The sequence below is a fragment of the Candidatus Eremiobacteraceae bacterium genome, from assembly GCA_035710745.1.
In the GTDB taxonomy this organism is placed as follows: Bacteria; Vulcanimicrobiota; Vulcanimicrobiia; order Eremiobacterales; family Eremiobacteraceae; genus JANWLL01.
This window is the reverse complement of the sequence record DASTCX010000019.1, coordinates 1-25,427: the sequence shown is the minus strand read 5'-3', so window position 1 is coordinate 25,427 and position 25,427 is coordinate 1. Positions and strand designations below refer to the sequence as shown.

General features: G+C 63.5%; 26 protein-coding genes and 2 tRNA genes. 18 read left to right on the top strand and 10 right to left on the bottom strand.

The features are described 5' to 3' along the window. Window positions 1-3 precede the first annotated feature (3 nt). Window positions 4-510, top strand: coding sequence for a GNAT family N-acetyltransferase (locus tag VFO25_08665; protein HET9342970.1), 507 nt, complete (start codon window positions 4-6; stop codon window positions 508-510). Here VFO25_08665 and VFO25_08660 read toward each other — a convergent pair. The 4 genes from VFO25_08660 to VFO25_08645 form a co-directional block, all read right to left on the bottom strand. Further along, window positions 507-1,007: a hypothetical protein gene (locus tag VFO25_08660; protein ID HET9342969.1), complete on the bottom strand. Its 501-nt coding sequence runs from the start codon at window positions 1,005-1,007 to the stop codon at window positions 507-509. The genes VFO25_08665 and VFO25_08660 overlap by 4 nt on opposite strands. A gap of 89 nt (window positions 1,008-1,096) precedes the next feature. Next, entirely contained in the window at window positions 1,097-2,497 is a 1,401-nt protein-coding gene (locus VFO25_08655) for an NAD(P)(+) transhydrogenase (Re/Si-specific) subunit beta (protein HET9342968.1), read from the bottom strand. Next, complete coding sequence (locus tag VFO25_08650) at window positions 2,494-2,793, bottom strand: NAD(P) transhydrogenase subunit alpha (protein ID HET9342967.1); 300 nt, start codon at window positions 2,791-2,793, stop codon at window positions 2,494-2,496. The genes VFO25_08655 and VFO25_08650 overlap by 4 nt, the downstream gene beginning before the upstream one ends. Beyond that, on the bottom strand, window positions 2,790-3,923 hold the full coding sequence (locus tag VFO25_08645; protein HET9342966.1) for a Re/Si-specific NAD(P)(+) transhydrogenase subunit alpha: 1,134 nt from the start codon (window positions 3,921-3,923) through the stop codon (window positions 2,790-2,792). The genes VFO25_08650 and VFO25_08645 overlap by 4 nt, the downstream gene beginning before the upstream one ends. Before the next feature lie 205 nt (window positions 3,924-4,128). On the opposite strand from VFO25_08645, the gene VFO25_08640 reads away from it, so the two are divergent. The 12 genes from VFO25_08640 to VFO25_08585 all read left to right on the top strand — a co-directional run bounded on the left by VFO25_08640 (window position 4,129) and on the right by VFO25_08585 (window position 16,618). Further along, window positions 4,129-4,944 (top strand): hypothetical protein, encoded by an 816-nt coding sequence (locus tag VFO25_08640; protein HET9342965.1) that lies wholly within the window; start codon window positions 4,129-4,131, stop codon window positions 4,942-4,944. A 40-nt stretch (window positions 4,945-4,984) separates the two neighbouring features. Beyond that, window positions 4,985-6,406, top strand: a complete 1,422-nt coding sequence (gene hslU, locus VFO25_08635) for an ATP-dependent protease ATPase subunit HslU (GenBank protein ID HET9342964.1) — start codon at window positions 4,985-4,987, stop codon at window positions 6,404-6,406. Between the two features lie 27 nt (window positions 6,407-6,433). After that, window positions 6,434-6,955 (top strand): peptide deformylase, encoded by a 522-nt coding sequence (gene def / locus VFO25_08630; protein HET9342963.1) that lies wholly within the window; start codon window positions 6,434-6,436, stop codon window positions 6,953-6,955. Beyond that, window positions 6,945-7,856, top strand: a complete 912-nt coding sequence (fmt, locus tag VFO25_08625; protein ID HET9342962.1) for a methionyl-tRNA formyltransferase — start codon at window positions 6,945-6,947, stop codon at window positions 7,854-7,856. Before def ends, fmt begins: the two co-directional genes overlap by 11 nt. Further along, the gene (locus tag VFO25_08620) at window positions 7,853-9,286 is read left to right on the top strand and encodes a transcription antitermination factor NusB (protein HET9342961.1); all 1,434 of its coding nucleotides are present in this window, start codon (window positions 7,853-7,855) and stop codon (window positions 9,284-9,286) included. Before fmt ends, VFO25_08620 begins: the two co-directional genes overlap by 4 nt. A 136-nt stretch (window positions 9,287-9,422) precedes the next feature. Further along, window positions 9,423-9,866 (top strand): FHA domain-containing protein, encoded by a 444-nt coding sequence (locus VFO25_08615; GenBank protein HET9342960.1) that lies wholly within the window; start codon window positions 9,423-9,425, stop codon window positions 9,864-9,866. 8 nt (window positions 9,867-9,874) lie between these two features. Then, window positions 9,875-10,993: a protein phosphatase 2C domain-containing protein gene (locus VFO25_08610; GenBank protein ID HET9342959.1), complete on the top strand. Its 1,119-nt coding sequence runs from the start codon at window positions 9,875-9,877 to the stop codon at window positions 10,991-10,993. Next, entirely contained in the window at window positions 10,969-12,261 is a 1,293-nt protein-coding gene (locus tag VFO25_08605; GenBank protein HET9342958.1) for an FtsW/RodA/SpoVE family cell cycle protein, read from the top strand. The genes VFO25_08610 and VFO25_08605 overlap by 25 nt, the downstream gene beginning before the upstream one ends. Before the next feature lie 22 nt (window positions 12,262-12,283). After that, window positions 12,284-13,933, top strand: coding sequence for a secretin N-terminal domain-containing protein (locus VFO25_08600; protein HET9342957.1), 1,650 nt, complete (start codon window positions 12,284-12,286; stop codon window positions 13,931-13,933). Window positions 13,934-13,951: 18 nt separating this feature from the next. After that, window positions 13,952-14,437 (top strand): hypothetical protein, encoded by a 486-nt coding sequence (locus VFO25_08595; GenBank protein ID HET9342956.1) that lies wholly within the window; start codon window positions 13,952-13,954, stop codon window positions 14,435-14,437. Between the two features lie 223 nt (window positions 14,438-14,660). Then, window positions 14,661-15,575 (top strand): divergent polysaccharide deacetylase family protein, encoded by a 915-nt coding sequence (locus VFO25_08590; GenBank protein HET9342955.1) that lies wholly within the window; start codon window positions 14,661-14,663, stop codon window positions 15,573-15,575. Window positions 15,576-15,685: 110 nt separating this feature from the next. Next, window positions 15,686-16,618: a hypothetical protein gene (locus VFO25_08585; protein HET9342954.1), complete on the top strand. Its 933-nt coding sequence runs from the start codon at window positions 15,686-15,688 to the stop codon at window positions 16,616-16,618. On the opposite strand, the gene VFO25_08580 is transcribed toward VFO25_08585, so the two are convergent. The 3 genes from VFO25_08580 to VFO25_08570 form a co-directional block, all read right to left on the bottom strand. Then, entirely contained in the window at window positions 16,552-17,247 is a 696-nt protein-coding gene (locus tag VFO25_08580) for a TMEM175 family protein (GenBank protein ID HET9342953.1), read from the bottom strand. The genes VFO25_08585 and VFO25_08580 overlap by 67 nt on opposite strands. Before the next feature lie 71 nt (window positions 17,248-17,318). Then, window positions 17,319-18,626 carry a HAMP domain-containing sensor histidine kinase gene (locus VFO25_08575; GenBank protein ID HET9342952.1) on the bottom strand — a complete coding sequence of 436 codons (1,308 nt, stop codon included), beginning with the start codon at window positions 18,624-18,626 and terminating at the stop codon, window positions 17,319-17,321. Beyond that, the gene (locus VFO25_08570) at window positions 18,623-19,330 is read right to left on the bottom strand and encodes a response regulator transcription factor (protein ID HET9342951.1); all 708 of its coding nucleotides are present in this window, start codon (window positions 19,328-19,330) and stop codon (window positions 18,623-18,625) included. Before VFO25_08570 ends, VFO25_08575 begins: the two co-directional genes overlap by 4 nt. 220 nt (window positions 19,331-19,550) lie before the next feature. On the opposite strand from VFO25_08570, the gene VFO25_08565 reads away from it, so the two are divergent. Further along, complete coding sequence (locus VFO25_08565; GenBank protein HET9342950.1) at window positions 19,551-20,630, top strand: hypothetical protein; 1,080 nt, start codon at window positions 19,551-19,553, stop codon at window positions 20,628-20,630. 67 nt (window positions 20,631-20,697) lie between these two features. On the opposite strand, the gene VFO25_08560 is transcribed toward VFO25_08565, so the two are convergent. Genes VFO25_08560 through VFO25_08550 form a run of 3 tightly spaced genes read right to left on the bottom strand, consistent with a single transcriptional unit; the run spans window position 20,698 to window position 23,039 of the window. Continuing rightward, window positions 20,698-21,072, bottom strand: coding sequence for a vitamin K epoxide reductase family protein (locus VFO25_08560; protein ID HET9342949.1), 375 nt, complete (start codon window positions 21,070-21,072; stop codon window positions 20,698-20,700). Next, a complete protein-coding gene (locus tag VFO25_08555) occupies window positions 21,069-22,211 on the bottom strand; it encodes a pyridoxal phosphate-dependent aminotransferase (protein HET9342948.1) in 1,143 nt (380 codons plus the stop codon). Before VFO25_08555 ends, VFO25_08560 begins: the two co-directional genes overlap by 4 nt. Beyond that, entirely contained in the window at window positions 22,212-23,039 is an 828-nt protein-coding gene (locus VFO25_08550) for a 2,3,4,5-tetrahydropyridine-2,6-dicarboxylate N-succinyltransferase (GenBank protein ID HET9342947.1), read from the bottom strand. Between the two features lie 99 nt (window positions 23,040-23,138). Between VFO25_08550 and VFO25_08545 the strand changes: the two genes are divergently transcribed. The 4 genes from VFO25_08545 (at window position 23,139) to VFO25_08530 (ending at window position 25,106) form a co-directional block, all read left to right on the top strand. Beyond that, window positions 23,139-23,212 (top strand) — tRNA-Gln (locus VFO25_08545). Between the two features lie 21 nt (window positions 23,213-23,233). Further along, window positions 23,234-23,309: transfer RNA gene (locus VFO25_08540), tRNA-Glu, on the top strand. 100 nt (window positions 23,310-23,409) lie between these two features. Beyond that, entirely contained in the window at window positions 23,410-23,823 is a 414-nt protein-coding gene (locus tag VFO25_08535) for a hypothetical protein (protein HET9342946.1), read from the top strand. Between the two features lie 275 nt (window positions 23,824-24,098). Continuing rightward, complete coding sequence (locus VFO25_08530) at window positions 24,099-25,106, top strand: hypothetical protein (protein HET9342945.1); 1,008 nt, start codon at window positions 24,099-24,101, stop codon at window positions 25,104-25,106. Window positions 25,107-25,427: the final 321 nt, after the last annotated feature.

Genomic DNA, 25,427 nt, shown 5'->3' with positions numbered 1-25,427 from the left:
AGCGTGGAACAGCTCGAAACGGAGCGGCTCGTCCTCGAACCGATCGGGCCGTCGCACGCGCGGACGCTTTTCCCGCTCGTGAGCCACGTCCGCCTTTTCACGTACGTCGATCAAGACCCGCCGGCGTCGGAGCAAGCGCTCGAGATGCGCTATCGCGGGTGGTCGACGGGTCTATCGCCAGATCGTTCCGAGCGATGGCTCAACTGGGCAGCGCGCTTGCGCGGCACGGAAGTGTACGTCGGCTGGTTCCAGGCCACCGTGCGCGCCGATCGGACGGCCGAGATCGCCTATGTCACGTTCGTCGATCATCAACGCTGCGGATATGCGAAGGAAGCCACGACCGCCGTCATGGCGCACCTCGTGCGCTCGTATCTCGTGACATCGATCGTGGCGACGGTCGACCCGCGGAACTCGGCGTCGATCGCGCTCGCGAACTCGCTCGGGATGCAACAGGTTTCGGGAGCGGGCAAGGACCTGCGCTTCGCTGTCGACGCGAAGCGAGATGCTTAGGCCAACGCGTTGTCGAGCAGGTCTGCGATGAGTCTCTCGTCGCAGCCGCGCTGGAGACGTGAGGCGACAACGACGATCACCTGAACGAAGACCGCCGTTGCGATGGTGATCCACCACGCAGGGATGCGTGCTCCGCGGTGAGCTGCCCATGCGATCTCGACGACGATGATCGGAATCGGAACCAGAAAGAGCAACTTGTAGAACAGCGGCACCGCGATCTGGCCGCTCAATGTAACGCCCGATCGGTCGGTCGAGAACGCACCGTCGAACCACGCGACACCCGAGCGACGCCAACCCTGGTGCGCTTTCACGTGCACGCGATCCGGTTCGACGGTACCGCAAAGCCCGGTGCGGAACGGCAGGACGAGTCGCCAGAACTTCGGGAGAAGCGCGGCGCGCAGCCGCGCAACCGATTCATCCAGCGAGTACTTGCTGTGCGCGACGAACTGAAGTGCCGGGCCGAAGAAGAGCTGATCGAGGTATTCGAGGAGGCTCATAGACGGTGCCGAGCTTCGCTCGGCCTATTACATTTCCTTACTGCGAGGCCGCGGCGGTCGAGATGAATCTCGACCGCTCCCCAAGATTCCTAGACCGTGTTGACCGTTTGGGCGAGTTTCGTCACGGTGTCCTTCGCATCGCCGAAGAGCATCGCCGTCTTCGGGTTCTCGAACAGCGGGTTGTCGATGCCGGCGAATCCGGTCGCCATCGAACGCTTGAAGACGATAACCGCCTTCGCCTTATCGACGTCGAGGATCGGCATGCCGAAGATCGGACTCGACGGGACGTTGCGAGCCGCGGGATTCGTCACGTCGTTCGCGCCGATGACGAGCGCGACGTCGCAGTGTTCGAATTGCGGGTTGATCTCATCCATCTCGTGGAGCTGCGAGTACGGCACGTTCGCTTCCGCGAGGAGGACGTTCATGTGTCCGGGCATCCGGCCCGCCACCGGGTGGATCGCGAATTGCACGTCGACGCCGCGCTTTTCGAGATTCGCCGACAGTTCGCGCACCGCGTGTTGCGCCTGCGCGACCGCCATGCCGTAACCCGGCGCGATGATGACGCTGCGCGCGTACGCGCACATCGTCGCGACGTCTTCAATAGAAGCGGTGCGCACCGATGTCTGCTTGCTGGCGCTCGCAGCGCCACCAGCCGACGCCGGAGCCGCCCCGAATGCCCCGAAGAGCACGTTGCCTAGGCTGCGGTTCATCGCTTTGGCCATGAGCATCGTCAGCAGCGTACCGGACGCGCCGACGAGCGTGCCGCTGATGATGAGCACGGTGTTGTTCAAGACGAAGCCGGTGATCGCCACCGCGACGCCGGTGAACGAGTTGAGCAGCGAGATGACGACCGGCATATCGGCACCGCCGATCGGTAGTACCGCCAAGACGCCGAGGACGAGCGCCGCCGCGACCAATCCGCCGAAAACCGCCGGCGTGAGGTAGCCGAGCACGAGCGCGACGGAGAGACCCACGATCGTCAGCGCGATAAGACCGTTGACGATCTGCTGACCGGCGTACGTGATCGGCCGGCCGGTCATCAGCTCCTGCAATTTCGCGAACGCAACGAGCGAGCCGGCAAAAGAGATCGAGCCGATGATCGTGCTCAAGATGATGGGCACGAGCGTCGACGCATCGGATGACTGGTCGCCGGTGAGGATGCGCAGGAACTCCCCGCTCGAGACGAGCGCCGCAGCGCCGCCGCCCGCGCCGTTGAACAGCGCGACCATCTGCGGCATCGCGGTCATCTTGACGCGCATCGCCGAGAAGTAGCCGATCGGCGCTCCGATAACGGCGCCGATGATGATGAGCGGCCACGTTATGATGTGCGTATCGAAGCCGGTCGCCACGACGCCGATGAGCATGCCGATCGCGGCGAGCGTGTTGCCCGTTCGCGCGTGCGCCGGCGAGCTCAAGAACTTCAAGCCGATGATGAAGAGCACGCCCGTGATGAGGTAGGCGAAGGCGAGCAGCGTGTCGGTCAGCGTCATGCTTTAGGACCCGCTTTCGCCTTGAACATCTGGAGCATCCGGCCCGTCACCGCGAAGCCGCCGACGACGTTGATCGTCGCGAGCACCATCGCGGCGAGGCCGATCGCCTGCCCGACGGTTCCGCCGATCGAAGCGCCGGCGATGAGCATCGCGCCGACGACGACGATGCCGTGGATCGCGTTCGTCGCCGACATGAGCGGCGTGTGGAGCATCGACGGCACTTTCGATATGACTTCGAAGCCGACGAACACGGCGAGGATGAAGACCGTGATCTCGGTGAGCAGCTGCGGGCTCATGCGGCGCCTCCTTCCACGAGCTTCGCGACAGCGGGATTGACGATCGCGCCGCCGTTGGTCACGCAGGCGCCTTTGGTGATCTCATCGCCCATGTCGAGCGCGAGCTTCCCATCTTTGACGAGCAAATCGAACAGCGCGAGCACGTTCTTCGCGTAGAGTTGGCTCGCATGGAGCGGCATCGAGCTGGGCACATTGAACGGTGCGATGATCGTGACGTCGTGCGAGACGCTCGTCTCGCCCGGCTTGATCGTCTCCGTGTTTCCGCCCGCTTCGGCGGCGAGATCGACGATGACGCTTCCCGGGCGCATCGCCTTCAACATATCCTCGGTGATGAGGATCGGAGCGCGCCGGCCAGGCACGAGCGCCGTCGTGATGACGACGTCGGCTTCGGCGACGTGCTTGCCGAGCGCGTCGCGATTGGTCTTTTGTTCGTCGGCGGTGAGCTCGCGCGCGTAGCCGCCCGAGCCTTCGCCGGTGATCGGCGGCGCCACGAACGTGGCGCCGAGGCTTTCGACTTGCTCCTTGACGACCGGGCGTGTATCGAATCCGGAGACGACGGCGCCAAGACGGCGTGCGGTCGCGATCGCCTGCAGACCCGCGACACCGGCGCCGAGGACGAGCACCTTCGAAGGCGCGATCGTGCCGGCCGCCGTCATGAGCATCGGAAAGAATTTAGGCAAAGCATCGGCAGCGAGCAGCACCGCCTTATAGCCGCTCACCGTCGCTTGCGATGACAGCGCGTCCATGCTCTGCGCCCGCGAGATGCGCGGGATGAGCTCCATCGCGAACGACGTGACGTTGCGCGCCGCGAGCAGCTTCGCGCTTTGCGGAGCGGTGAGGGGCGAAAGAAATGCGATGAGCGCGCAACCTTGGCGGAGCAAACCGACCTCGGCGTCCTGCGGCCGCTGCACTTTGAGGACGAACTCGCCGCTTCCATAGAGGTCTTGCGGCGTCGCGGCGATCGTCGCGCCTGCGGTCTCGTACGCGCCGTCGAGGAAACCGGCCGAAGCGCCGGCGCTGCGCTCGACGGCGACCGGGTTGCCGGCTTTGACGAGTCGCGACACCGCGTCGGGATTGAGCGCGACGCGGCGCTCGCCGGGGGTCGTTTCCCGGGGGACGGCAACGTTCAAGAATCACCCTCCATAGGCCGATGCACGACAGACACATGCGCGAGCAATCGTCACAAGGTCGACCGCTTCGGGTCGACCTGATATGCGACCTAATCTTCCCCGCCCGCGCGACTCTTCCTATTTTCTCACCGTCCGCTCAGGGCTCGCCCAGGTCGGGACCGATAAAATGTACGAGAAGGGCATGCGAAAGAGGAGTCGATTCGAGATGAAACGCGCCACGATCGTCGGGGTTATAGGCGTCACACTGATCGCGACCGCAGCGCTCGGGGCGGCGAAGGCCGCCATGCCGCATGACAAGTCGGCGAGCGCGCCGTGCACGACGACGTGCGTCACGCGCGAGGGGATGTCGATGACCGGCATGTCGGGGGTTGACGCAAGCCCGATGCCGGCGACCAGTGATATGCCCTCGATGCAGTCGGGCAACGGTCGGCCGCCCGATATGACGGCCGGCATGGGTCCGCACATGCGGATGACGCCCGAGATGCCGTCGCATCCCGGCGACGCCGACCGCGCGCAGAAGGTCGTCGATGCGTTGCGCGGCTGGATTGGCAAGTATCAAGATTATCGTCTTGCAGAACAAGCCGGCTACGTGCCGTTTCTACCGAACATCCCGCAGAAGCAATATCACTTCACGAACTACAACAACGCGATGGCTGCGCAGACGGCCTTCGACCCGACAAGACCGACGTCGCTCCTTTACGAGAAGACCGCCGACGGTTACAAACTTATCGGCGCGATGTATACCGCGCCGCGCGCCGCGACGCTCGCGGATCTCGACGCACGCGTACCGCTTTCGATCGCGCACTGGCACGAGCACGTCAACTTCTGCAAAGGGCCGGCCGGATCGACGCGCGACGACTACCTCGGCCCGCACGCGAAATTCGGCCTCGAGGGCTCGATCTCGACCGAAGACGCGTGCCGCGCGGCAGGAGGCACTTTCATCCCGGTAATCTTCAACTGGATGGTCCACGTCTATCCCTACGAACGTAACACTTCGGACATATGGAAGGTAGGACATTGAAAAGGTCGACGCCAGCGCGGCCATCGAACCTTTCGTGTCCATGAATCCGCAAGAACTCACACCGAAACGTATAGTCGCAGAACTCGACCGCTACATCGTCGGACAGGCGAGCGCGAAGCGGGCGGTCGCCATCGCGCTGCGCAACCGCTTCCGCCGCGAGCGCCTCCAAGGCGACATGCGCGACGAAGTCATCCCGAAGAACATCCTCATGATCGGCCCGACCGGCGTCGGAAAAACGGAGATCGCGCGGCGCCTCTCGTCGCTCGTCGGCGCCCCGTTCGTCAAAGTCGAGGCGACGAAATACACCGAGGTCGGCTACGTCGGACGTGACGTCGAGTCGATGGTCCGCGACCTCGTCGAAGCGAGCATTCGGATGCTGCGCGAAGAGCGGCTCGCCGAGACGCGCGGCAGCGCTGAAGATCTCGCCATCGAGCGGCTCGCCGATATCATCGACCCGTCGACGCGCGTCTCGCAGGCGCATCAGCAATCGCCGTTCTCGACGCTGTCCGCCATGCTCGGCGGCCGCGGCGGAGCGCAGCCATCGTCGGAACCGACACCGACACCGCGCACCGACGATGTCGAAGAGCGCCGCCGCAAACTAAAAAACGAGATCCGTGACGGTTTCTACGACGTCCGCATGATCGAGATCGACGTCGAGGAAACGCCGCAGATCATCGGCGCCTTCGGCGGCCCGCAATTCGAGGAGATGGGCGGCGGCAATCTCGGCGAGATGCTCGGCAACATGCTGCCGAAGCAGCGCAAGAAGCGCCGTGTGACCGTCGCCGAAGCGCGTGATGTCTTCGCACAAGAGGAGTCGGCGAAGCTCGTCGACAGCGAAACCCTCAAGCGCGAAGCGGTGCGCCGCGCGGAAAGCAACGGCATCATCTTCATCGACGAGATGGACAAGATCGCCGGCGGCGGTGGCGCCGGCCGCATGGGTCCGGACGTGTCGCGCGAGGGCGTCCAACGCGACATCCTCCCGATCGTCGAAGGATCGACCGTCATGACGAAGCACGGCCCCGTGAAGACCGATCACGTGCTCTTCATCGGCGCCGGCGCCTTCCACACGAGCAAGCCGAGCGATCTCATCCCCGAGCTTCAGGGCCGCTTTCCGATCCGCGTCGAGCTCGACAGCTTGACGAAGGAAGATTTCAAGACGATCCTGACGCAGCCGAAGAACGCGCTCATCGAGCAATACCGCCAATTGCTCGCTGCCGACGGCGTCGAGCTCGACTTCACCGACAGCGGCATCGATGCGATCGCTGATCTCGCGACGAAAGTGAACGAGCAAACGGAGAACATCGGCGCGCGACGTCTCCACACGATGCTCGAGCGCGTGCTCGAAGCGGTATCCTACGATGCGCCAGAATCGGCGGGCAAGGTCACCGTCGATCGAGCGTATGTAGAGGACCGTCTCGCCGCGATTGTGAAAGACCAAGACCTGTCACACTATATCCTTTGACCGGCGAGGTCGTCTAGCCAAACACACGTGGCGTACGTCAGGCACATCGTCTCGGATCCCGAACCTATCTTGCACAAGGTCGCGAAAAAAGTGAGCGACCTCGAGCTCAAGATGCCGTTGACGCAGCAGCTCATCGACGACATGATCGAGACGATGCACGACGCACCGGGGATCGGCCTCGCCGCTCCGCAAGTCGGCATCGGCAAACGCATCATCGTCGTCCATGTCGGCGAGGATGACGGGCCGTACGTCGTCGTCAATCCCGTGCTCGCCGATTTCGAAGGCGAAGTGGTCGCGACCGAGGGTTGCCTTTCGATCCCGGGTATCGTCGGCGATGTCACGCGTGCGGAGAAATGCAGCGTGACGGGCGTCGATCGCGCCGGCCGCAAGTTCCGTCTCGAAGCCGAGGGCCTCCTCGCACGATGTTTCCAGCACGAAGTCGACCATCTCGACGGCGTGCTCATCACCGACAAGGCGGTCAATATCCGCGAGGCCATCCCCGTCGAGGCCGAGGCGGCCGTGAGCGACGACGCGACCGTTGAGATCTGAGGCTGCCGCGAAGCTGCCGGTCGTCTTCTTCGGAACATCGCATTTCGCAGTCCCTTCGCTCGATGCGCTCGCATCGGCGCATGACGTCATCGCCGTCGTCACGCAGCCCGATCGACCCGCCGGCCGAGGCTTGCGCGAACGCCAAAGCGCGGTCAAGGTCCGCGCGCTCGAACTCGGTCTCGACGTCATGACGCCCGAGCGATTGGACGCCGCATTCGCCGCTTCGATCGCGGCGCTGAAGCCGGCATTGCTCGCATGTGTCTCGTACGGAAAGATCCTGCCCGAAGCGCTCTTGTCGATCGGCGGATCGACTGCGCTCAACGTCCATCCAAGTCTCTTGCCCGAGTATCGCGGCGCGTCGCCGATCCAGGCGGCGCTGCGGGAAGGGCGCACCATCACCGGCGTCACCGTCATCTGGATGTCGTCGAAGATGGATGCCGGCGATATCGCGCTTCAGAGCGAGATCGCGATCGGGGCAGATGAAGATCTCGGCGCGCTGCACGACAGGCTCGCGACCGTCGGAGCTTCGCTGCTCGCCGAGGCGGCCCGAATGCTCGACGCCGGAGCCTTGCCGCGCCGTCGCCAAGACGAAAGCCGCGCGACGTATACGCGTCCGATCGACAAAGATGACTTGCGCATCGTGTCGTCCTCGCCGGCGCGCACGATCGTCGATCTGGTTCGCTCGGCGAGTCCGGCGCCGGGAGCGTGGCTCGTCTACGAAGGCAAACGCTTGAAAGTGCTCGCCGCTCGGCTCGAACCGGCCGGGTCGCCGCTCGTGTCTGCCGATGGACCGGGCGTCGCAGCGGCTGACGGCATCGTCCGCTTTCTGCGCGTCGTGCCCGAAGGCAAACGCGCGATGAGCGGTGCCGAGTTCGTGCGCTCGACGACGGCGCGCCGGTGAACGAGACGAAACGGGCCGTCGCGAAGCGAGCGCCCGCGAAGTTGACCGCGCGCGGCGTCGCGCTCGCCGCGCTCATGCACGGCGGATTCGCCGCCGAAGACCTCGATCGCGAATTGCGGGCCGCTTCGCTGGGCCCCACCGATCGGGGATTCGCGACCGAGCTCGCATACGGCACGCTCAAGATGCGCCGCGCGTTGATCTGGTCGGTCAGCCGGCATCTCTCGCGCCCGTTCGAATCCCTCGACGAGCGGCTTAAATGGGTGATCTTGCTCGGCGCGTACCAGTTGCTTTATTTGGATCGAGTGCCGGCGCACAGCGCAGTCGACGAGGCGGTGACTCTTGCCCGCGCGGGCGGGCATCCGGGCATCGCCGGCTTCGCAAATGCCGTGCTTAGAAAGGTCGCGGCCGACAAGGCGCGGCCTCCAGTGCCGACGCCCGCAGACGGTGCGGTAGCGCTTGGCATTTACGCCTCGCTTCCCGATTGGATCGCCGCGCAACTCATCGCACGCTTCGGCTTCGACGATGCGCTGCGCGCCGCCGATGGGATGAACGGCGCGCCTCGGCGCGCATTCCGCATCGACGGCTCTCCAGTCGAACGAGAGCGGTTGATGGAAGTAGTCGTTGGAGCGGTCGACCTTCACGGTCGACCGCCGCGGCCAAGCCAGGCGAATGATACATCGCGATCGTCGCCAGATGGACTAAACGAGAACCGGTACCAGATCCCTGAGTGTCTTGTCGTCGTCGGCGCCGCGAACGAGACGCTTCGTGAAGCGATCGCGAGTGGTCGTGTGGTTCGTCAGAGCGAGGAGAGCCAGCTCGCGGTCCATCTCCTCGATCCAAAGCCCGGCGAAGTCGTGCTCGATGCGTGCTGCGGGCGAGGCGTGAAGACATCGATGATCGCGTCGCGCCTCGCAGGCGAGGGAACTGTATGGGCGCTTGACGACGACGAGCAAAAGCTGTCGGCGCTTCGCGACACGGTGCAGCGTAAGGAGTGGAAAAACGTGCGCGTCCTGCGTGCGGACGCTCGCGAGACGTACCCGACTGAAGTGCCAACGCAGGTCGATGCGGCGCTCGTCGACGCACCGTGCTCTGGCCTCGGCGTTCTCGGACGCCGGCCAGACGCGCGTTGGCGAAAGCGCGAGCACGATCCGGCGCGATTCGCGCGAGTCCAGGCGGCGATCTTGCGAACGGCTGCGCAGCGCGTACGACCCGGTGGGCGGTTGCAGTACGTCACGTGCACGACGCCCGCAGAAGAAGATGAAGCGATCGTCGATGCGTTTTTGGGCGAAAATGCCGAGTGGAGCGCCGCCGACCTGCCTTTGACCGCGTCATCGGGCGTCAGAAAGATCGGCAAGTACGCGTTGACAGTGCCGGGCATCGACGGCGCCGACGGCTTTTTCTACGCGCTGCTCCATAATAGTAAGATGTAGCGGTCGAGATTTATCTCGACCGCCGCGGCCTAGCTTTTTAGTAATGTAGCAGGCCGAGCGAAGCTCGGCTGACCAGGCGAGGCCGCGGCGGTCGACCATAAAGGTCGACCGCTCCAACCCAATTGAAGATTAATATATGAATGCGGTCGCAGCGATACAGTGGGAATCGCTCGGCACGATCGTGGCAGCGTTCGTTCTCGCTGTCTGGGCGCTGCGCGACCCCGACATCGTGCGACAAGAGCCGGCCGCTGCAGGACAGGCGGTCGCCGCTCGCCTCAAGGTAAGCGTCCGCGGACGAGCTGTCCAAACGGTCGAGTTGAACGACGGCGCGACGATCGGCCGAGCTCCCGGCTGCGATCTCGTGGTCGACGAATCGACGGTCAGCAAGCATCACGCTCGTATACGATGTGACGCAGGCCCGTCCATCGAGGACCTCGACTCGACAAACGGTACATATGTGAATGGTCGCCCAGCTGACGGACCGACCGCGCTGCGACGCGGCGACAGGATTGCCCTCGGAGCCGCCAAAATAGTTTTTCTCGGCCTTGCGGTCCGAGGCTCGAAAAATCCGAAAGGGTAGCGGCGACCATGGAGGTTGCGGTCACCACCGACGTCGGCAGCGGCCAGCGATGCAACGATGATGCATGGTGTCACGAGCAGCTGCACCGCAATGTGACGTTGCTTGCGGTGGCCGACGGTTTCGGTAGACCGCAAGACGTTCCGTCGGCGGCGATCGTGCTCGATGCGATTCGCGACGTCATCCGACGCGAATTGCGTCGCGCCACGTTTCCTCCGCGAAGCCTCACCGCGAACGACATGCGCGAGCTGCTCGTCTCAGCATTCGCAGAAGGCAACGAACGGCTGCTCCGGCTCGGGGGCGCCACCGAAGACCTCGTCTCCGCATGCTCGACGTGCACGCTCGCGCTCGTCGTCAGCAATCAGGCCTTCATCGCGCACATCGGCGACTCGCGCGCGTACTTACTGCGACGCGGCGAGCTCGTCCAACTGACGAGCGACGAGTCGCTGTTCCCCGAATACGTCCGCAGCGGCGCGCCGCAACAGGCGGGGCCCGCCCGAAAGTCCTTTGGACCCGCGCTCCTGCCGCAAGCGCTCGGCGTCGAGCAAGCCAGCGCGCTGAAGACGAAGATCGCGCACTATACGCTGCACAGCCACGACGCGCTCATGTTGTGCACGGATGGCGCGTCGCGCGTGCTCGGCTCGGCGGAACTGCAAAACGCGGCGATGACGCGCGAGAGTGCGCGCGCCGCGGCCGAGCGAGTCGTCGCGGCGGCGCGGGCGTCGGGCAGCACGGATAACGCGACCGTCATTCTCGCGCGCAACGCGACCGTGCACGGGCCGCCGGTCGAGACCGTCACGCTGTCGACGATCCCGCCGTGGCGTGCGCTTACCGCGTTCGCGGCTGCCGTCGTCCTGTTCTTCATCACCGGCGCCGTCGCTCGCAACTTCTGGTTCGGCGACGGTCATCTCTACCTCGCTGCGGACTCGAGCGGCGACGTCGGATTGTTTGCCGGCTCGCCGGACACGTTCATGGGTTTGCCGCTTCACATCGAACGCGCGCCCTACACGCTCGAAGTCTCGTCGTTGACGGTCGCCGAGCAACGCGAAGTCGATAGCGGCTATCCGGTGAGCACGCCGACCGCGGCTAACGCCGTCGTCGCCAAGTGGCAGGCGCAATCTCGGCACTGACGCTTCCGCGCGCCGCGCGCACCGCTCTTCCGCTTTACGTCGTCCTCTGCTGCGCCGCTGTGGCGCTCATCTTGCTGCTTCCGATCGCGGCCTCGATCCCATGGTGGCTACTTGCGCTGCCGGCTATCGGCTTCATCCTCATCCGCGTCGTCACGCCGGATGCATCGGAGCTCGATGAAGCGCTTTGGCCTCTCGTCGCCGCCGCATGTACGCTCGGCGTTCTCGCGGTCGCGCGGCTCGACCCGAAGCTCGGCGATCATCAAGCGATCTGGATCGCGGTGGGCTTGGGCATCATCGTCGCGGGGCAACGACTGCTGCGCGAATATCGGCGGCTCGTGCACGTCAAGTACACGTGGGTCGTCGCGTCGATCGTACTCTTCGCGCTGCTCCAGTTCTTCGGCACCGAGGTGAACGGCGCGCGGTTATGGTTCAGCTTCGGCTCGTTCGAAGTGCAGCCGGTGGAGATCGTCAAGATCTTCATGGTCTTCTTCATGGCCGCGTATCTCACCGAGAACGGAGCCGCCATCGGTGCGCTTGCGCCGACCGATCTCGGGGCGAATCTCCGGCTGCTCGGCCCACTCGTGCTCGGCTGGGGCGTGTCGATAGTCACGCTCGTCATGCAGCGCGACGTCGGCGAGGCGTTCTTGTTCCTCGGCATCTTCCTCGTCATGCTCTACGTCGCGTCGCGGCGGCTCGATCTCATCGCGGTCGCCGTCGTCGTGTTCGCGGTCGGCGCGTGGTTCGTCGCATCGCATTTCGGCTACGTGCAGACGCGCATCGCCGTGTGGCAAGATCCGTGGAGCGATCCGCTTGGGCGTGGCTATCAGGCGGAGCAAGCGCTGTTCGCGCTCGCGAATGGCGGATTGTTCGGCGCGGGCTATCATCTCGGCCATCCGGGATTCATCCCCGATGCGCCGACCGATTACGTCTACGCCGCGTGGGGAGAAGAGTTCGGCGTCTCAGGCGCGCTCGCGTTGCTCGCGTTGTATCTCGCGCTCGTCGTGCGCGGCATCCGCATCGCGTTTTACGCATCCGATCGATTCAGCTCGTTGCTCGCGATCGGTTTCGCGGCGACCATCGGCATCCAAGTCTTCGTCATCGTCGGCGGGGTCCTAGGACTCTTGCCGCTCACAGGAATCACACTGCCGTTCTTCTCATACGGAGGTTCGAGCATGGTGGTAAACCTCGTGATGGTCGATCTCTTGTGGCTTTTCAGCCGGCGAGAAGGCGAGCCGACGGCGAGCGCAAAAGTCGCTTCAACGGGCTAGCTGAACGGGACACGGAGGACTCGTGTTCGACCTTTCGCAGTTGCATCGACGGCTCGCAATCATCTTCTTGTCGCTTACTTTCGGCATCGCGACGGCTCTCGGTGGGTCGCAGCCGGCGTCCTCGGCGACGACCGTGCTGCAATCGGTCCAGACGCAGGTGCTGCCGAATCAGCATGTCCGCGTGCTGCTCCAGTTCAGCGCGCCGGCCTCGATCCGGCAATTGACCGCCGGCGCCGCGACGACCGTCATCTTCCAAGTACAGGGCGCGACGGCTGCGTCCACGATCCAGAACATCATGCCGATCAACCTCGGGCCGCTGACGACGATCAACGTGTCGTCGTTTCCGGGAGGCCTGAGCATCGCGCTCGCCTTGAGCGGGCCGGTCCATCCGACTTTCGGGCCCGGCGGCGGCAACGGCGTCTACATCATCGATGTGCCGCCGGCGTCGGGCGGGTCGAACAACGGTTATCGCAACCCGTTCCAGCCGCAACAGAACCAATATCAGGCGCCGGCGCCGAGCACGCCCGGCGGTCCGCAGATCACGAAGTTGATCCGGCTGCACTACGCGGACGTGTCCGAAGTCGTCGGCATATTGACGAGCAATGGCGAGGTCGCACCGACGAGCGTCTTCAATCCGCAGCCGTCGCAGTTCGGATCGCAGTCCGATAACGGCGGCGGCTTCAACGGCGGCGGTTTCCAAGGCCCCGTCAACGGCGGCTTCAACGCAGGCGGATTCAACGGCGGCGGCTTCCAACAGCCGTTCGGCGGCTACAACAACGGCAATTACGGCGGCGAGAACGGCAACGCGATGGGTCAGCGCATCAGCGACAACATCGCCATCGACCGCCGGCTCAACGCGGTCATCCTGACCGGCACGCCTGCTGAAATCGCGCAAGCCGAGCAGATGATCAAGCTGCTCGACGTCCCCGTCCAGAGCGTCCTGCTCGACACCGAAGTGCTCGAGGTGACGGAGAGCGGCGCAAAAGCGCTCGGCCTCGACTATAACCAGACGACGACCGACCCGATCACCCGCATCTTCAACACGCAAGCGGCGATCATGGGCGCGCTTCCGGCCGGTGCTGTGCCGGGCTCGCTCGCGATACAGTCGAACATCTTCTTGCTCGTCAGCAAGGGGCTCGCACGCGTCCTCGCATCGCCGAAGATCCTGACCGAAGACGGCGTGCCCGCTTCGATCCTCACCGGCGACTCGTTGCCGATCCGCGTGACGACGCCGGTCGGCTTCAACGGCGCGACGGCTGTGTCGAGCCAGGTCGAGTACATCAACGTCGGCGTCAACCTCCAGATATTGCCGCACATCACGACCGGCGGCGGCGTCAACGCGGATATCTATTCGGTCGTATCGTCGGTGACTGGTTTTACGTCAAGCAACGATCCGCAGATCTCGACGCGTCAGGCGCAGACGCGCGTCAATCTATTGGAGGGGCAGACGCTGGTGATAGGCGGCCTGCTCCAACAGCGGGACATCCGAAATCTCCAGAAGATACCGATTCTCGGCGACCTGCCACTTGTAGGCGCGCTATTTCGTTTCTACACGGAGACCCGTCAGGACACGAATCTGATCATCACGATCACACCGCACATCGTGCCTGAACCCGGCTCGTCGCCGGCGCCCGCTCAATCCGCCGCGCCCGCGCCGACTCCGACTCCGTAACAGGACGAAAGGACATCGATGCTCTTCCGAAAGCCGATCGCGGCGGCCGCCGCGGCGCTCTCCATTGCAGCTGCCGGCATGGCCGCTGGTTGCAACGATCACTCGCTCTCATTAACGTTAACGCCTAACCCGCTCATCGTCGGCCTTCTCGATACGTCCGAGACCGTCCACGCGCATGTCGTGGCGAAGGGCTTCGGGCACATCCCGCTCACCTCAGTCCAGTTCGCGGTGTTCAATGCCACGGACTCGATGCTCGCGAGCCAGACCGAACAGGTCGATCAGAGCCTGCCGGCGTCGCCGTTCGGCTTTGTCGTCGACAAGGATTACACGTTTCCGATGAACGGCGCGGCCGTCGCGCTGTCGGGCACGAAGTACATCCTCGTGAAGATCCTCGACCCGTCGGGCAATGTGCTCTCACAGGAGCGGTTGGACATCGTCGTCCACGCGCTCAAGGGCGCGCCGATCCCGAACGTCGTGCAACCCGCGACGACGCCCTCACCCTAGAATAAAGACACAGGGAGCGGTCGAGATTCATCTCGACCGCCGCGGCCTTGCTTGAGAGATAGGGAGCGGTCGAGATTCATCTCGACCGCCGCGGCCTTGCTTGAGAGATAGGGAGCGGTCGAGATTCATCTCGACCGCCGCGGCCAGTCCAAGTGGTAGATGAAGTAGGCCGAGCGAAGCTCGGCTAGGTCCAAACCCACGCTGATGCGAACTGTCGCACGACATGGCATCTCGCCGCCGGCGACCGGTTCGCCGACAAGCCCGAAACCGTCGAGCCGGACTGCCGCTTATCATCGCGGTCGTCCTCGTGTTGGTCGTCATCATCTTCGTCGTCGAGCGCCAATTCGCGGGTTATTTCGGCGGGCGAACGCCGGCACACCACGTCGCCGTCACGTCGCCGACGCCTACCACTTCTGAAACTCCGTCGCCGCTGGAGTCGATCAGCCCAGCGCCTTCGCCGTCGCCGGCTCCGAGCGGCGCGCCGCGCATCGCGATCATCATCGACGATTGCGGCTACAGCCTGCCCCGCGATCTCGTCTTCTTGAAGTTGCCGATCCCCCTGACGCTATCGATCCTGCCCATGACGCCACACGGCAAAGAAGTCGCGGCAGACGCCGTTGCGGCCGGCAAAGCCGTCATGCTCCACATACCGATGGAGCCGTTCTCGTCCGGGGCGCATCCAGGACCCGGCGAGATATCGACCGAGATGACTGATGCGCAGATCGATACGCAGCTCAATGCGGATATCGCCTCGCTCCCGCCGCTGCCCGGCGCGAACAACCACATGGGCTCGAAAGCGTCGAGCGACCCGCGCGTCATGCGCGACGTCATCGACATATTGAAGCACAACGACATGTTCTTCATCGATTCGATGACGGCGATGACGACCGTCGGCGCATCGACCGCGCGCGAGCTCGGCGTACCGACCGCCGAGCGCGACGTCTTCCTCGATGATTCAGTGAACGTGCCGTATATCGAAGGCCAGATCCGGCAACTCGAGGCGACCGCGAAGAAGAACGGTACCGCGATCGCGATCGGGCATCCGTTCCCGGCCACGTATCAGGCGCTCGAGACGATGGTGCCGCAGATGGAAGCTGCCGGCTTCGCCTTCGTCGACGCCAAGACGCTCGTGAAGTAGCAGGCCGAGCCAAGCTCGGTTTGTAGCGGTCGAGCTTCAGCTCGACCGACGCGGCCTATCCTTCACGGCCCCGCAACATCCCAATCACAAGGCGGCGGTAAACTGCGGCAATGCCGCGCCGCCGGGTGGTTCTCGCGAACCTCGACAGACCACCCGATACGTCACGGCTCGTCGTCTGCGACGACGAGGTGACGGCGTTCGCAGTCGAAACCACCCGCACGCGCCTGATGCAGCGGCGCCGGTCGTTGCTTCGCAGGGCGCCGCCGGCGGGCGACATCGATCGGATCGTGGGATCCCTGCGACGCCTCCAAAACCCGCACATCGCGGCGTACCAGCTCGGCGACGCGCTCATCGTGTCCGAACCTTTCAACGCGGTCCCGAGCATCGTAGCGCCGGCATCCACCCGCGTTGCGACGCGGGCCGTGCGGGCGATGTTCGATGCACGCCCGCCCGCAAAGATCGTGAAAGCGCTTTCAGCGTTCGGTGAGAACGCGCTTGCGGCTGCCGTTGCGGGCGACGTGCACATCTCGATTGTGCCCGAACGCAAGCGATATGCGGAATTCTCACGTGCAGTCGCCCGGCTCGTGCCCGGAATCGACGATTGGAGCGCTCCGCCTTCAGGGTTGTTCGTCGTCGAGGAAAAGCGGATCCTATTGCGCGATCGGGCGATGACGATGACCGTCGCCCATGAGTTCGCTCACGCCCTCGACGCAGTGCTCGCCAAAAAACCGCGCTCGTATTTCTCCTACGAGAGCGAAGAACTGCGACGTTGTTTCGCCACGACCGCCGGCTTCGTCAACGAGTACGCCGCGTCGGCACTCGACGAATACTTCGCGGAGAGCGTACGAGCTTATCTCGAAATCAACGACTCGCATTGCGCGTGGCTCCCGCTGACGCGCTTCGACTTGAAGGCGCGAGATCCTAAGATGTTCGCGCTGATCGAAAAGGTTTTCGAATCAGGTCTTCGCCGATCGGACTATGTCGAGGTATCAGCGCCCCCGGTCGACTCGAGCGTGCTCCTCACCGTCCCAGGAAGCAGATAGAAGACCGCGATCGCCGAGAAGAGCAAGATGCTGGCGAGCGGGCTTACGAACGCGAGCAAGGTGCCGCCCGCGTACACCACCGGACCGAGGGTGTTCCAGGCATTGCGTTGGCGCAAGAAGCCCATGAAGGTGCCCCGTTCGCCAGGCGGGAGCATCACGACGTACAACAGCACGTTGTAGCAGGCCGAGAGCAGTAATAGGACGATGCCGTATAGCGCCGTCGCGATCGGGATCATGCCCTCGCGCGCGATGAGTAGCGTCGTGAACGGAACGAAACAGACGAACGAGAGCAGCGCTAGATTGGCGATGAGCGCGGTATACGTCACGTCGCGAGTATTGTGGAAAAGCGCATAGTGGTTGAACCAGACGATGCCGATGGTCGCGAAGCTCGCCCAGTAGACGAGAAATTCAGGCCACATCGCGAGGAGCGCGCGCACGAGGCTGCCGTTGCTCGGGTTGGCGAGATCGGGCGGATGGAGTTCGAGCACGAGCAGCGTGATGGCGATCGCGAAGACTCCATCGCTGAAGGCTTCGAAGCGGCCTTTAGAAATGACGACGTCGTTCGGCGGCTGAGTTCCGGCCATAGCGGCGTATTGAAACGAAAAGCGGTGCTCTACCTGCGCGATCATTCTGGCTCATTGAATAGGCCGCCCCGGTCGAGCTAAAGCTCGACCGCTACAGCCGAGCTTCGCTCGGCCTCCTACATCACCCGAGGAAGGCGGATGGTGACGCGTGTGCCCATGCCGGGCGTCGATTCAAGTGCGACAGTTCCGCCTGCACGTTCGACCGTTCGTTTGACGATCGAAAGGCCGAGGCCGGCGCCAGTCGCGTCGGCGCGATTGTCACCGCGGTAGAAGCGCTCGAAGGCGCTCGCACGCTCTTGCGCGGTCATGCCCGGACCGGCATCGGCAACTAAGATAAGAACCTCGTCGCCTTCCTCGCGCGACTCGACATCGACCGGTACGCCCGGCGCGTACTTGAGCGCGTTGTCGATGAGGTTGACGATCGCCCCACGCAGCTCGGCCTCATCGATGACGACAAAGCGGCCGGGTTCCGAATGCAGCGAAATCGTCGCCGCCGGAGCCGACCGGCGCATCGAGTCGACGACATCGCCGAGCAGCGCAGCGACGTCGACCCGCGACGCCTGCGGCGCTGCGACGTCCTCAAGCCGCGCGAGCGTCAAGAGCTTGTCGACAAGCGAACGCATGCGGCCGCCTTCATCACCCATCGTCTCGAGGATGCGCGTCGCGAGCGCTTCATCGCGGAGCGCGCCGCGTCGCAACACATCGACGTAGCCCATGATGACGGTGAGCGGCGTTCGCAGCTCGTGGCCGGCGTCGGCGATGAACTGGCGCATGCGCGTTTCGGTCGCGTCGCGCTCCGCGAACACCGACGCGACTTTGTCGACCGCCGAATTGAACGCCGACGCGAGCGAGCCCACTTCGCTTCGCTCTTCCATGACGAACGTGCGACGCGAGAAATCGCCGCAGGCAAGGCGATCGAGCGCGTTGGTCACGTCGGTGACGGGTCGCAGCGACTGGACGGCAAGATAGCGCCCGACGAGCCACGCGACGAGCAGACCGAGGCCGCCGACGAACAACATGAGGATCCAATACGCGAAGACGCCGGCGCCGACGTTTTCCGCGGGCGCGATCGCGACCGAGCCGCCTGCGATATCGAAGCGATCGAAGTAGCGCGGTGTCGGCGGCGCGGTCACAGATCCGTCGCCGGCGAGCAGCCGGCCGGTCGTATCGAAGATCGCGATACGCACGTGGCGCCCGCTAGCCGTCGCGACGATGACCGGCGCCGAAGACGACAGCGGGCGTCCGGACATCGCGTACAGCGCTGCCAGTTGATGGACGTCGGCCTCCGCTTCGGCGACCGCCGTTTGCGCGCTCTTGTTCGCCACGAACACGATGATGAGCGACGTGAAGCCGACGACGAGGACGAGCAACGCGGCGAACACGCCGGCAAAGCGCAGGCTCAAGCGCGTCGCGAGCGATTTCACAGCGTCCTCGCGGGCTCGGTGCGGAGCGTGTAGCCGGCGCCGCGGATCGTGTGGATGAGCTTGTTATCCGTTCTCGCGTCGACCTTCGCGCGCAAGTACGAGATATACGTCTCGACGATGCCGACCGGACCGTCGAAATCCGCTCCCCATACCATGTCGAGCAGGCGGTCTTTCGAAAAGACGCGGCGCGGCTCGCGCATGAGGACGACGAGCAGCTCGAATTCGCGGACAGTGAGATCGATGCGCTCGCCGCCTCGGAAGACGTCGCGCGTTTCGAGATCGGCGGTCAAGTCTTCGTAGGCAAGTTGTTTCGGCGTCGCGAGATGCGGCCGGCGAAGGGCCGCTTCGAGCCGCGCGAGGAGCTCGTCGAGGTCGAACGGCTTGGCGAGATAGTCGTCCGCGCCCCCGCGCAGTCCGGTGACCCGGTCGACGACGTCACCGCGTGCGGTGAGCATGATGATCGGCGCCTGCGTCCGCCGGCGGAGCAGTGGCAGCAGCGAGAACCCATCGAGCTTCGGCATCATGACGTCGAGCACGATGACGTCCGGTTGCCATTCGGCGACGAGCGCGATCGCTTGCTGTCCATCGGCGGCCGTGCGCACCGCGTAACCCTCACGGCCGAGACCGATCTCGAGAAGATCGCGTATGCTGCGTTCGTCGTCGACGACGGCGACTTTCGCCCGCGTCGAGCTGCTGGCGCTCATATAGTAGAGTATATCGGCGTCTGCTGAGCCATGGCTGAGAACGTCTGTAACCCGCGACACAGCAGATGACCTACTCATGCAAATCTCCGCGAAAGCACAGAGAAATCTCAGAACCGGCTCACCACCGGCTCATGCGTGTGTGAGCCGAGGCGTTTATACTTTCTCCCAGCGGGCGCCGCGACGCCACATCAACTCGTCATATGCGGAAAGGTTCGAAGTCATGCGCTCCTCATTCGTCTGTGCGATCGCAGCCTCGTTCACGCTCGCCGGTTGTGCGGGCGCAGGCAGCGGCGTACTCTCCTCAACCCATCCTCCCGCGCAAAACGCGACGCAAGATGCTCGCACAGCAGCACAAGCGGCGATGTCGCCGGTCAGTACCGGCGACATGACGAGCGGGCTCTTCGGCGGCTCATATGGCCAGCCACTCGTCATCAACAACAACAGCGAAACGTTTCATGCGCTGAGCCAGCAATGCGTCAATCGTCACGAGTTCTTCAAGACGCAGATCAGCCCCGACGAGACGAAGTACGAGATCAAGTTCTTCTACGATCAGGCATGCGCGCAGCTCGCGAAGGACGTCGTCGCCGACGTGACGATCCCCGATCCGTCGGATGAGTCGATCGTCCGGACCGCGACGTGGTTCAACAATGCCGGCACGCAGCTCGCGAATCGCAATGCGAACTTCAACATCACCGGCTCGCCCGGCGACTTCGCAGCGGTGCTCACGAGCGCGTTCTACGCCGGCACGTCGGCGCAACCGACGAACCAGTTCGGCGGCCAACTGACCGTCGCGCCGCAGAACTCGACGACCTGGACGATCGCCGGCGACCACGCCGACATCCTGAACATCGTCGACCCGCGAGTGAACGCGTCCTACGGCGTGTCGGCGGCGTTGCAGAACGTGACCGCCTCGGTCGACGGATCCGGCGACGTGACATTCGCCGGTGGCCGTTCGGTATCGCTGTCGGCTGGCTCCCTCTACGGACTGACGATGCCGTCCGCTCCACCGTTCCAGGTCGAAGGCGGCACGGTCATCGGCACGGGCAACGCGAGCGGATCGATCGAGTTCGACGCCGCCGGCCAACTCATTGCGGTGAACGTCAACGTGACGACCGTCAGCGGTTACAACGTCGCGATGACGAGCAGCGGATCGCCGGGCAGCATCGCGATCAACGGCGTCGTGACGAACAGTGGTGGCGAGCAGGTCGCGACCTTCACCGTCGACCAATACGGTGACGGCGTCATCACCTTCGCGAACGGTACCCAGGCGCTCATCATCGACTGGCACATCGTCGGCTAGTCAAGACCGCGGGCGACGATACAAGAAGATCGGGGAGCGGTCGAGATTTATCTCGACCGCCGCGGTCTTACCTGAGGAAGATCAAGACGAGGAGCAGCGCCCAGTTGACGATGTGGCCAGTCCAGCAGTATAGGCACGGCATCTTGGTGACGAATAGCAAACTGTACGCGAGATAGAGCGACATCGCTGCCGCGAGGCTTACCGCGATGAGCGCGGGGAGATATACCGCCGGCTCCGTGAGGCCGAACGACAGGATCCCAAGCGCCAGGTAGTAGCAGATCCCGATCAACGAATTCGGCACGCCGCCCACGACGCGAGCGCGAGGCGTCTGCACGACGCTCGCGTCGGTCAATCTACCGTCACGCGCGTCCATCGCCTTGCGCTGCATATAGATGGATACGTAGAGTCCGACGGCGCAGAGTCCGAGGACGACGAACCTCACGCCTGGACGAAGCGTCCGATGCGAGCGAAACCTTCGCGTACACTTGCCGGGTCCGCCGACCACGTGACGCGCAGATAGCCTTCCGCCTGCGAACCGAAGAGGAAGCCAGGCACCGTGACGACGTCCTGCTCGTCGAAAAGCGCGTGCGCCGCACCGAGCGAGTCACTGCGCCATCGATCGGGCAGGCGCACCATCGTATAGAAGGCGCCGTCGGGTTCGATGATCTGGACGTCCCCCGCGACCGCTGCTTCGAGCATCGCGGCGCGCTGCGCGACGTACCAGGGTACGTGCGCGCGCAAGCGCTCGGGTTTGCGGACGATTTCCAAAGCGACGCGCTGCGAGAAGACGCTCACCGACATGAGCATGAGCATATGGGCGCGCGTCGCGAGCGAGACGCCGTCTTCGGGGCCGATGAGGAAGCCGACGCGCAGACCGGTGAGCGCGCACGACTTCGACATGCTCTGGACGACGTACGTGTTCGGATAGGCATCCGCCATTGAAGGATAAGGTTGCGAGCCGTACGTCAGCTCGCGATAGACTTCATCGACGACGACGATGACCGGCGGTCCCGGTCGATTCGTCAGCTCGCGCGCGAGCTCGTCGACGTCTTGCTGCATGAGCAATGCGCCGCTCGGGTTCGCAGGCGAGCCGAGGATGATCATGCGCGTTTCGGGCCGTAAGGCTTCGAGCAGCGCGTGAGCGCGAATGCGAAAGCCGTCGCGGGCATGCGCGTTGACCGTCCGGCAGGCGATGCCTTCAAGCGCGCAACACCGCGCATACGAGGGATAGCCGGGATTGACGACGAGCACTCCGTCGCGTCCGGGTTCGAGCAACGCTTTGATGGCGAGGTAGATCGCTTCTTGTGAGCCGTTCGTTACGCAGACGTTGTCGGCTTTCGTGTGATTGCGACCGCCGTAGATCGACGCTATCGCAGCGCGAAGCTCAGGGATACCGTTGTAAGGCGGGTACGGGCAGCCGTGCTCACGGATCCATTGCGTTGCGGTCTCGAACGGCTCGGTGTCGGGCATGAGGCTCGGTTGACCAATGCTCAAGTCGAGCGAAGTCGGCCGCATGCGGTGTTGAACGACGCGCAAACCCGACGCAGGTAGCGCGACGAGACGCGGATTTGCGCTCGACATCTACGCTTGAACTCCGTACTCTCGCAGCGCGTCGTTGAGCGATGTCTTGCGATCGGTCGATTCGTTGCGCCGGCCCACGATGAGCGCGCACGGCGTGCCGAACTCGCCGGCGGGGAAAGTCTTATTTTGCGTGCCCGGGATGACGACGGCACGAGCTGGGATCACACCTTTTGTCGTTACCGGCTTTGCACCGGTGACGTCGATGATCGGCGTCGACGCTGTGAGGATGACACCAGCGCCGAGCACGGCGTCTTTTTGGACGATGACGCCTTCGACGACGATGCAGCGCGAACCGATAAACGCGCCATCTTCGACGACGACCGGTCGCGCGCTCGGCGGTTCGAGGACACCGCCGATGCCGACGCCGCCGGAAAGGTGGACGTGCGTGCCGATCTGAGCGCAGCTGCCGACCGTCGCCCACGTGTCGATCATCGTGCCTTCGCCGACCCGCGCGCCGATGTTGACGAAACCCGGCATGAGGACGACGTTTGGTTCGAGGAAGCTGCCGTAGCGTGCGACGCCGGGCGGCACGACGCGGACGCCCGTACCTTGCCACTTCGTCTTCATCGGGAGCTTGTCGAAGAAACCGAGCGGTCCGGCATTAGACGGCGCGCTGTCGTGGAGCGTGAAATAGAGGAGGATCGCCTCTTTGATCCACTCGTTGACGATCCACTCGTCGCCGCGTTTTTCTGCGACGCGCAGTTCGCCGCGGTCGAGCGCCGCGATCGTCCGATCGACGGCGTCGCGAACTGTGGGCGTGTTCGCACGCGCGCGGTCTTTGAACGCCGCGGCGATTGTTTTCGCCGCGTCTACGGGCTCCGTCGCCATGTCAGTTGCGTTCGCGACTCGCGCGTTCGTGCCCCGCGTCCCGCGCATTGACACTGCGCGCGACGGCATAGTATAATCCACTGCGTTCCCAAAACGTGATGCCAGGTCGTCTAAAGGTAGGACAGCAGGCTCTGAACCTGCGTGTGAGGGTTCGAATCCTTCCCTGGCAGCCATTCTTCCGATGTTCGTAACGCGGCCCCATCGTCTAGAGGCCTAGGACGCCGCCCTCTCAAGGCGGAGACAGGGATTCGAATTCCCTTGGGGCTACCAACTCATTAGATAAGGCATAGCGACGCTGCAGTGTGCATTGGCAGCGTTGTGCATGTTTTCGATCTATGTCGATGATTGTCGGATATCCGGAGGGTTCGTCATGAAGAACGCTGGGTCTAACCGACGCCTGATCTATGCCATTCTTATAGTGGTCGGTATTGCGTATGCTCTGGTCGTCACAGACTGGTACGTCTCCAGCTGGCGGATACTCATTCCGCTCATGACATCGACAATTGGCGATCTTGCTTTCCGGGGCTTTTGGTTGGGCATCGAGTTGTGGCCGATCACGATAGTTGTCACAGCCCTGCGATTGAGTGCGCTCCGCTCTATCCTTGTCATCACCGGATACCTTGTTCTCCTTTCAATCGCAATGCTTGCATTTTCAGGCTGGAATATGGGCGAAGCGATTGGATTGTTCATCAATTTCGGACCAAATCTAGGGTTGCAACTCCCGGTGGCGCTATTGACTTGGTTTGCAGTCAAGATGATTGCCAGAGGCGCAGAGACGTCCTAGGTTGTAGGCCATCGGGTTTCCGACCGGACTCCTCTGGGGAGAACGACAAGGGCGCGATCGCTCCCAAATCCCAGCGCTCAACCTGAGATACTATTCAGGTATCTCTTTACCGTAAGCCTTACCGACTGAACCCGGCGCCGTCTAACGCGACCTCGCCATACATTCGCGACCACACTCAAGTGGGCTTGCGCTTCGCGCTATTTTGAGTTAGGCTTTCCTTGGTCGCGGCGGGCCGCGCCAGCGCTGTCGGGTTGCTATCCAATCGGGGTTCGTATATGAAGATATTATCGATGGCCCTGCGGGTATCGATTGTTTGCTTGGGTGCATTGCTAGCCGCATGCGGCGGGGTCGGATCGACGCTTCAAATGGGGGCGATCCAGAAACCGACCGCTCAAGTCGAGCAAGGTGCCGGATACATCGTTCACGCCGGCGTAGCATTTGCCGCGCGTTCAACCGCTCCGACGGCCGCAAGACACTCGATCATCGCAACGTATCCGACGACAAGCGAGCTTCTTTTCGAGTCTGACTCGACCAACAATCAAGTCGCAATATACCAGGCATCGAAACTTGCGCGCAACGCCGCACCGATTGCCACGATAACAGATGACTTGACGGGCCCGCAAGGCTTGGCTCGTGACTCCACCGGTACGCTCTATGTCGCGAGTACTTACCCGCAAAACACCGTGACCGAGTATCCCAAAGGTCAGACGATCCACTCGGCGACTATCACCAACGGGATCAATATCCCGAGTGGCCTCGCGATAGACAAGCGCGGTACCCTCTACGTCTGCAACTATCCCGCAGCGATCACCGAATACCCGCTCGGGGCGACGTCGCCGTCGAAAACGATTAGAGGTCAGGGTATGACCGAACCAACCGGCCTCGCAATCAACAAGGCGACTCAAGACCTATACATCGCGGATCCCAGTTCCGACCAGGTCTTTGAGATCAAGAGACACACGATGACGGTAGTGCCGCTCAACTTGCAAGGCCTGTATGAGCCGATCGGGGTTGCGTTCGACAACCTGGGGAACTTGTGGGTGACCGATGGCGAGGGCGACAAAATCAATGTGTACCCACCGGGTTCAGTCGTTCCAAGCCAGACCATAACGACCGGTTATTCTTTCCCGGGTGCGATCAGCATCGACAGGCGCGGCAAGGCAGCTATTGCCAACCTCGATTCCCCAGCGGTGTATGCATACCGACCCGGAGTGTTCACGCCGTACGCGAAGCTGACCAACAGCCTGGGCTTTCCGACCGCACTCCTTTGGGGTGAACCTTAAGAGGCGCGGCAGGCCACGCGATCACACACGGCGTGATTCTGCATACCGCCTGTCATCTACAAGCCATGGATCGTCGACGATTATGTGTCGCAGTTTCGGTGGATACACGCCGTCTGGATGTTTCTCGCGCCAATCCTGCGCCATCACGACGAAATACTCAAAATGCAACCACACGTCACTGTGACCTGAGGCGGTTTTTCAGGCAGCTGGTTCCTGTGATGGGTTGATCGCTAGAGTATCCACGAACTCCTTGGGCGTCCGGTCACCGAGCGAACTATGCGGCCGGACTTCGTTGTAGTCGATCAGCCACGCCGCCGCTGC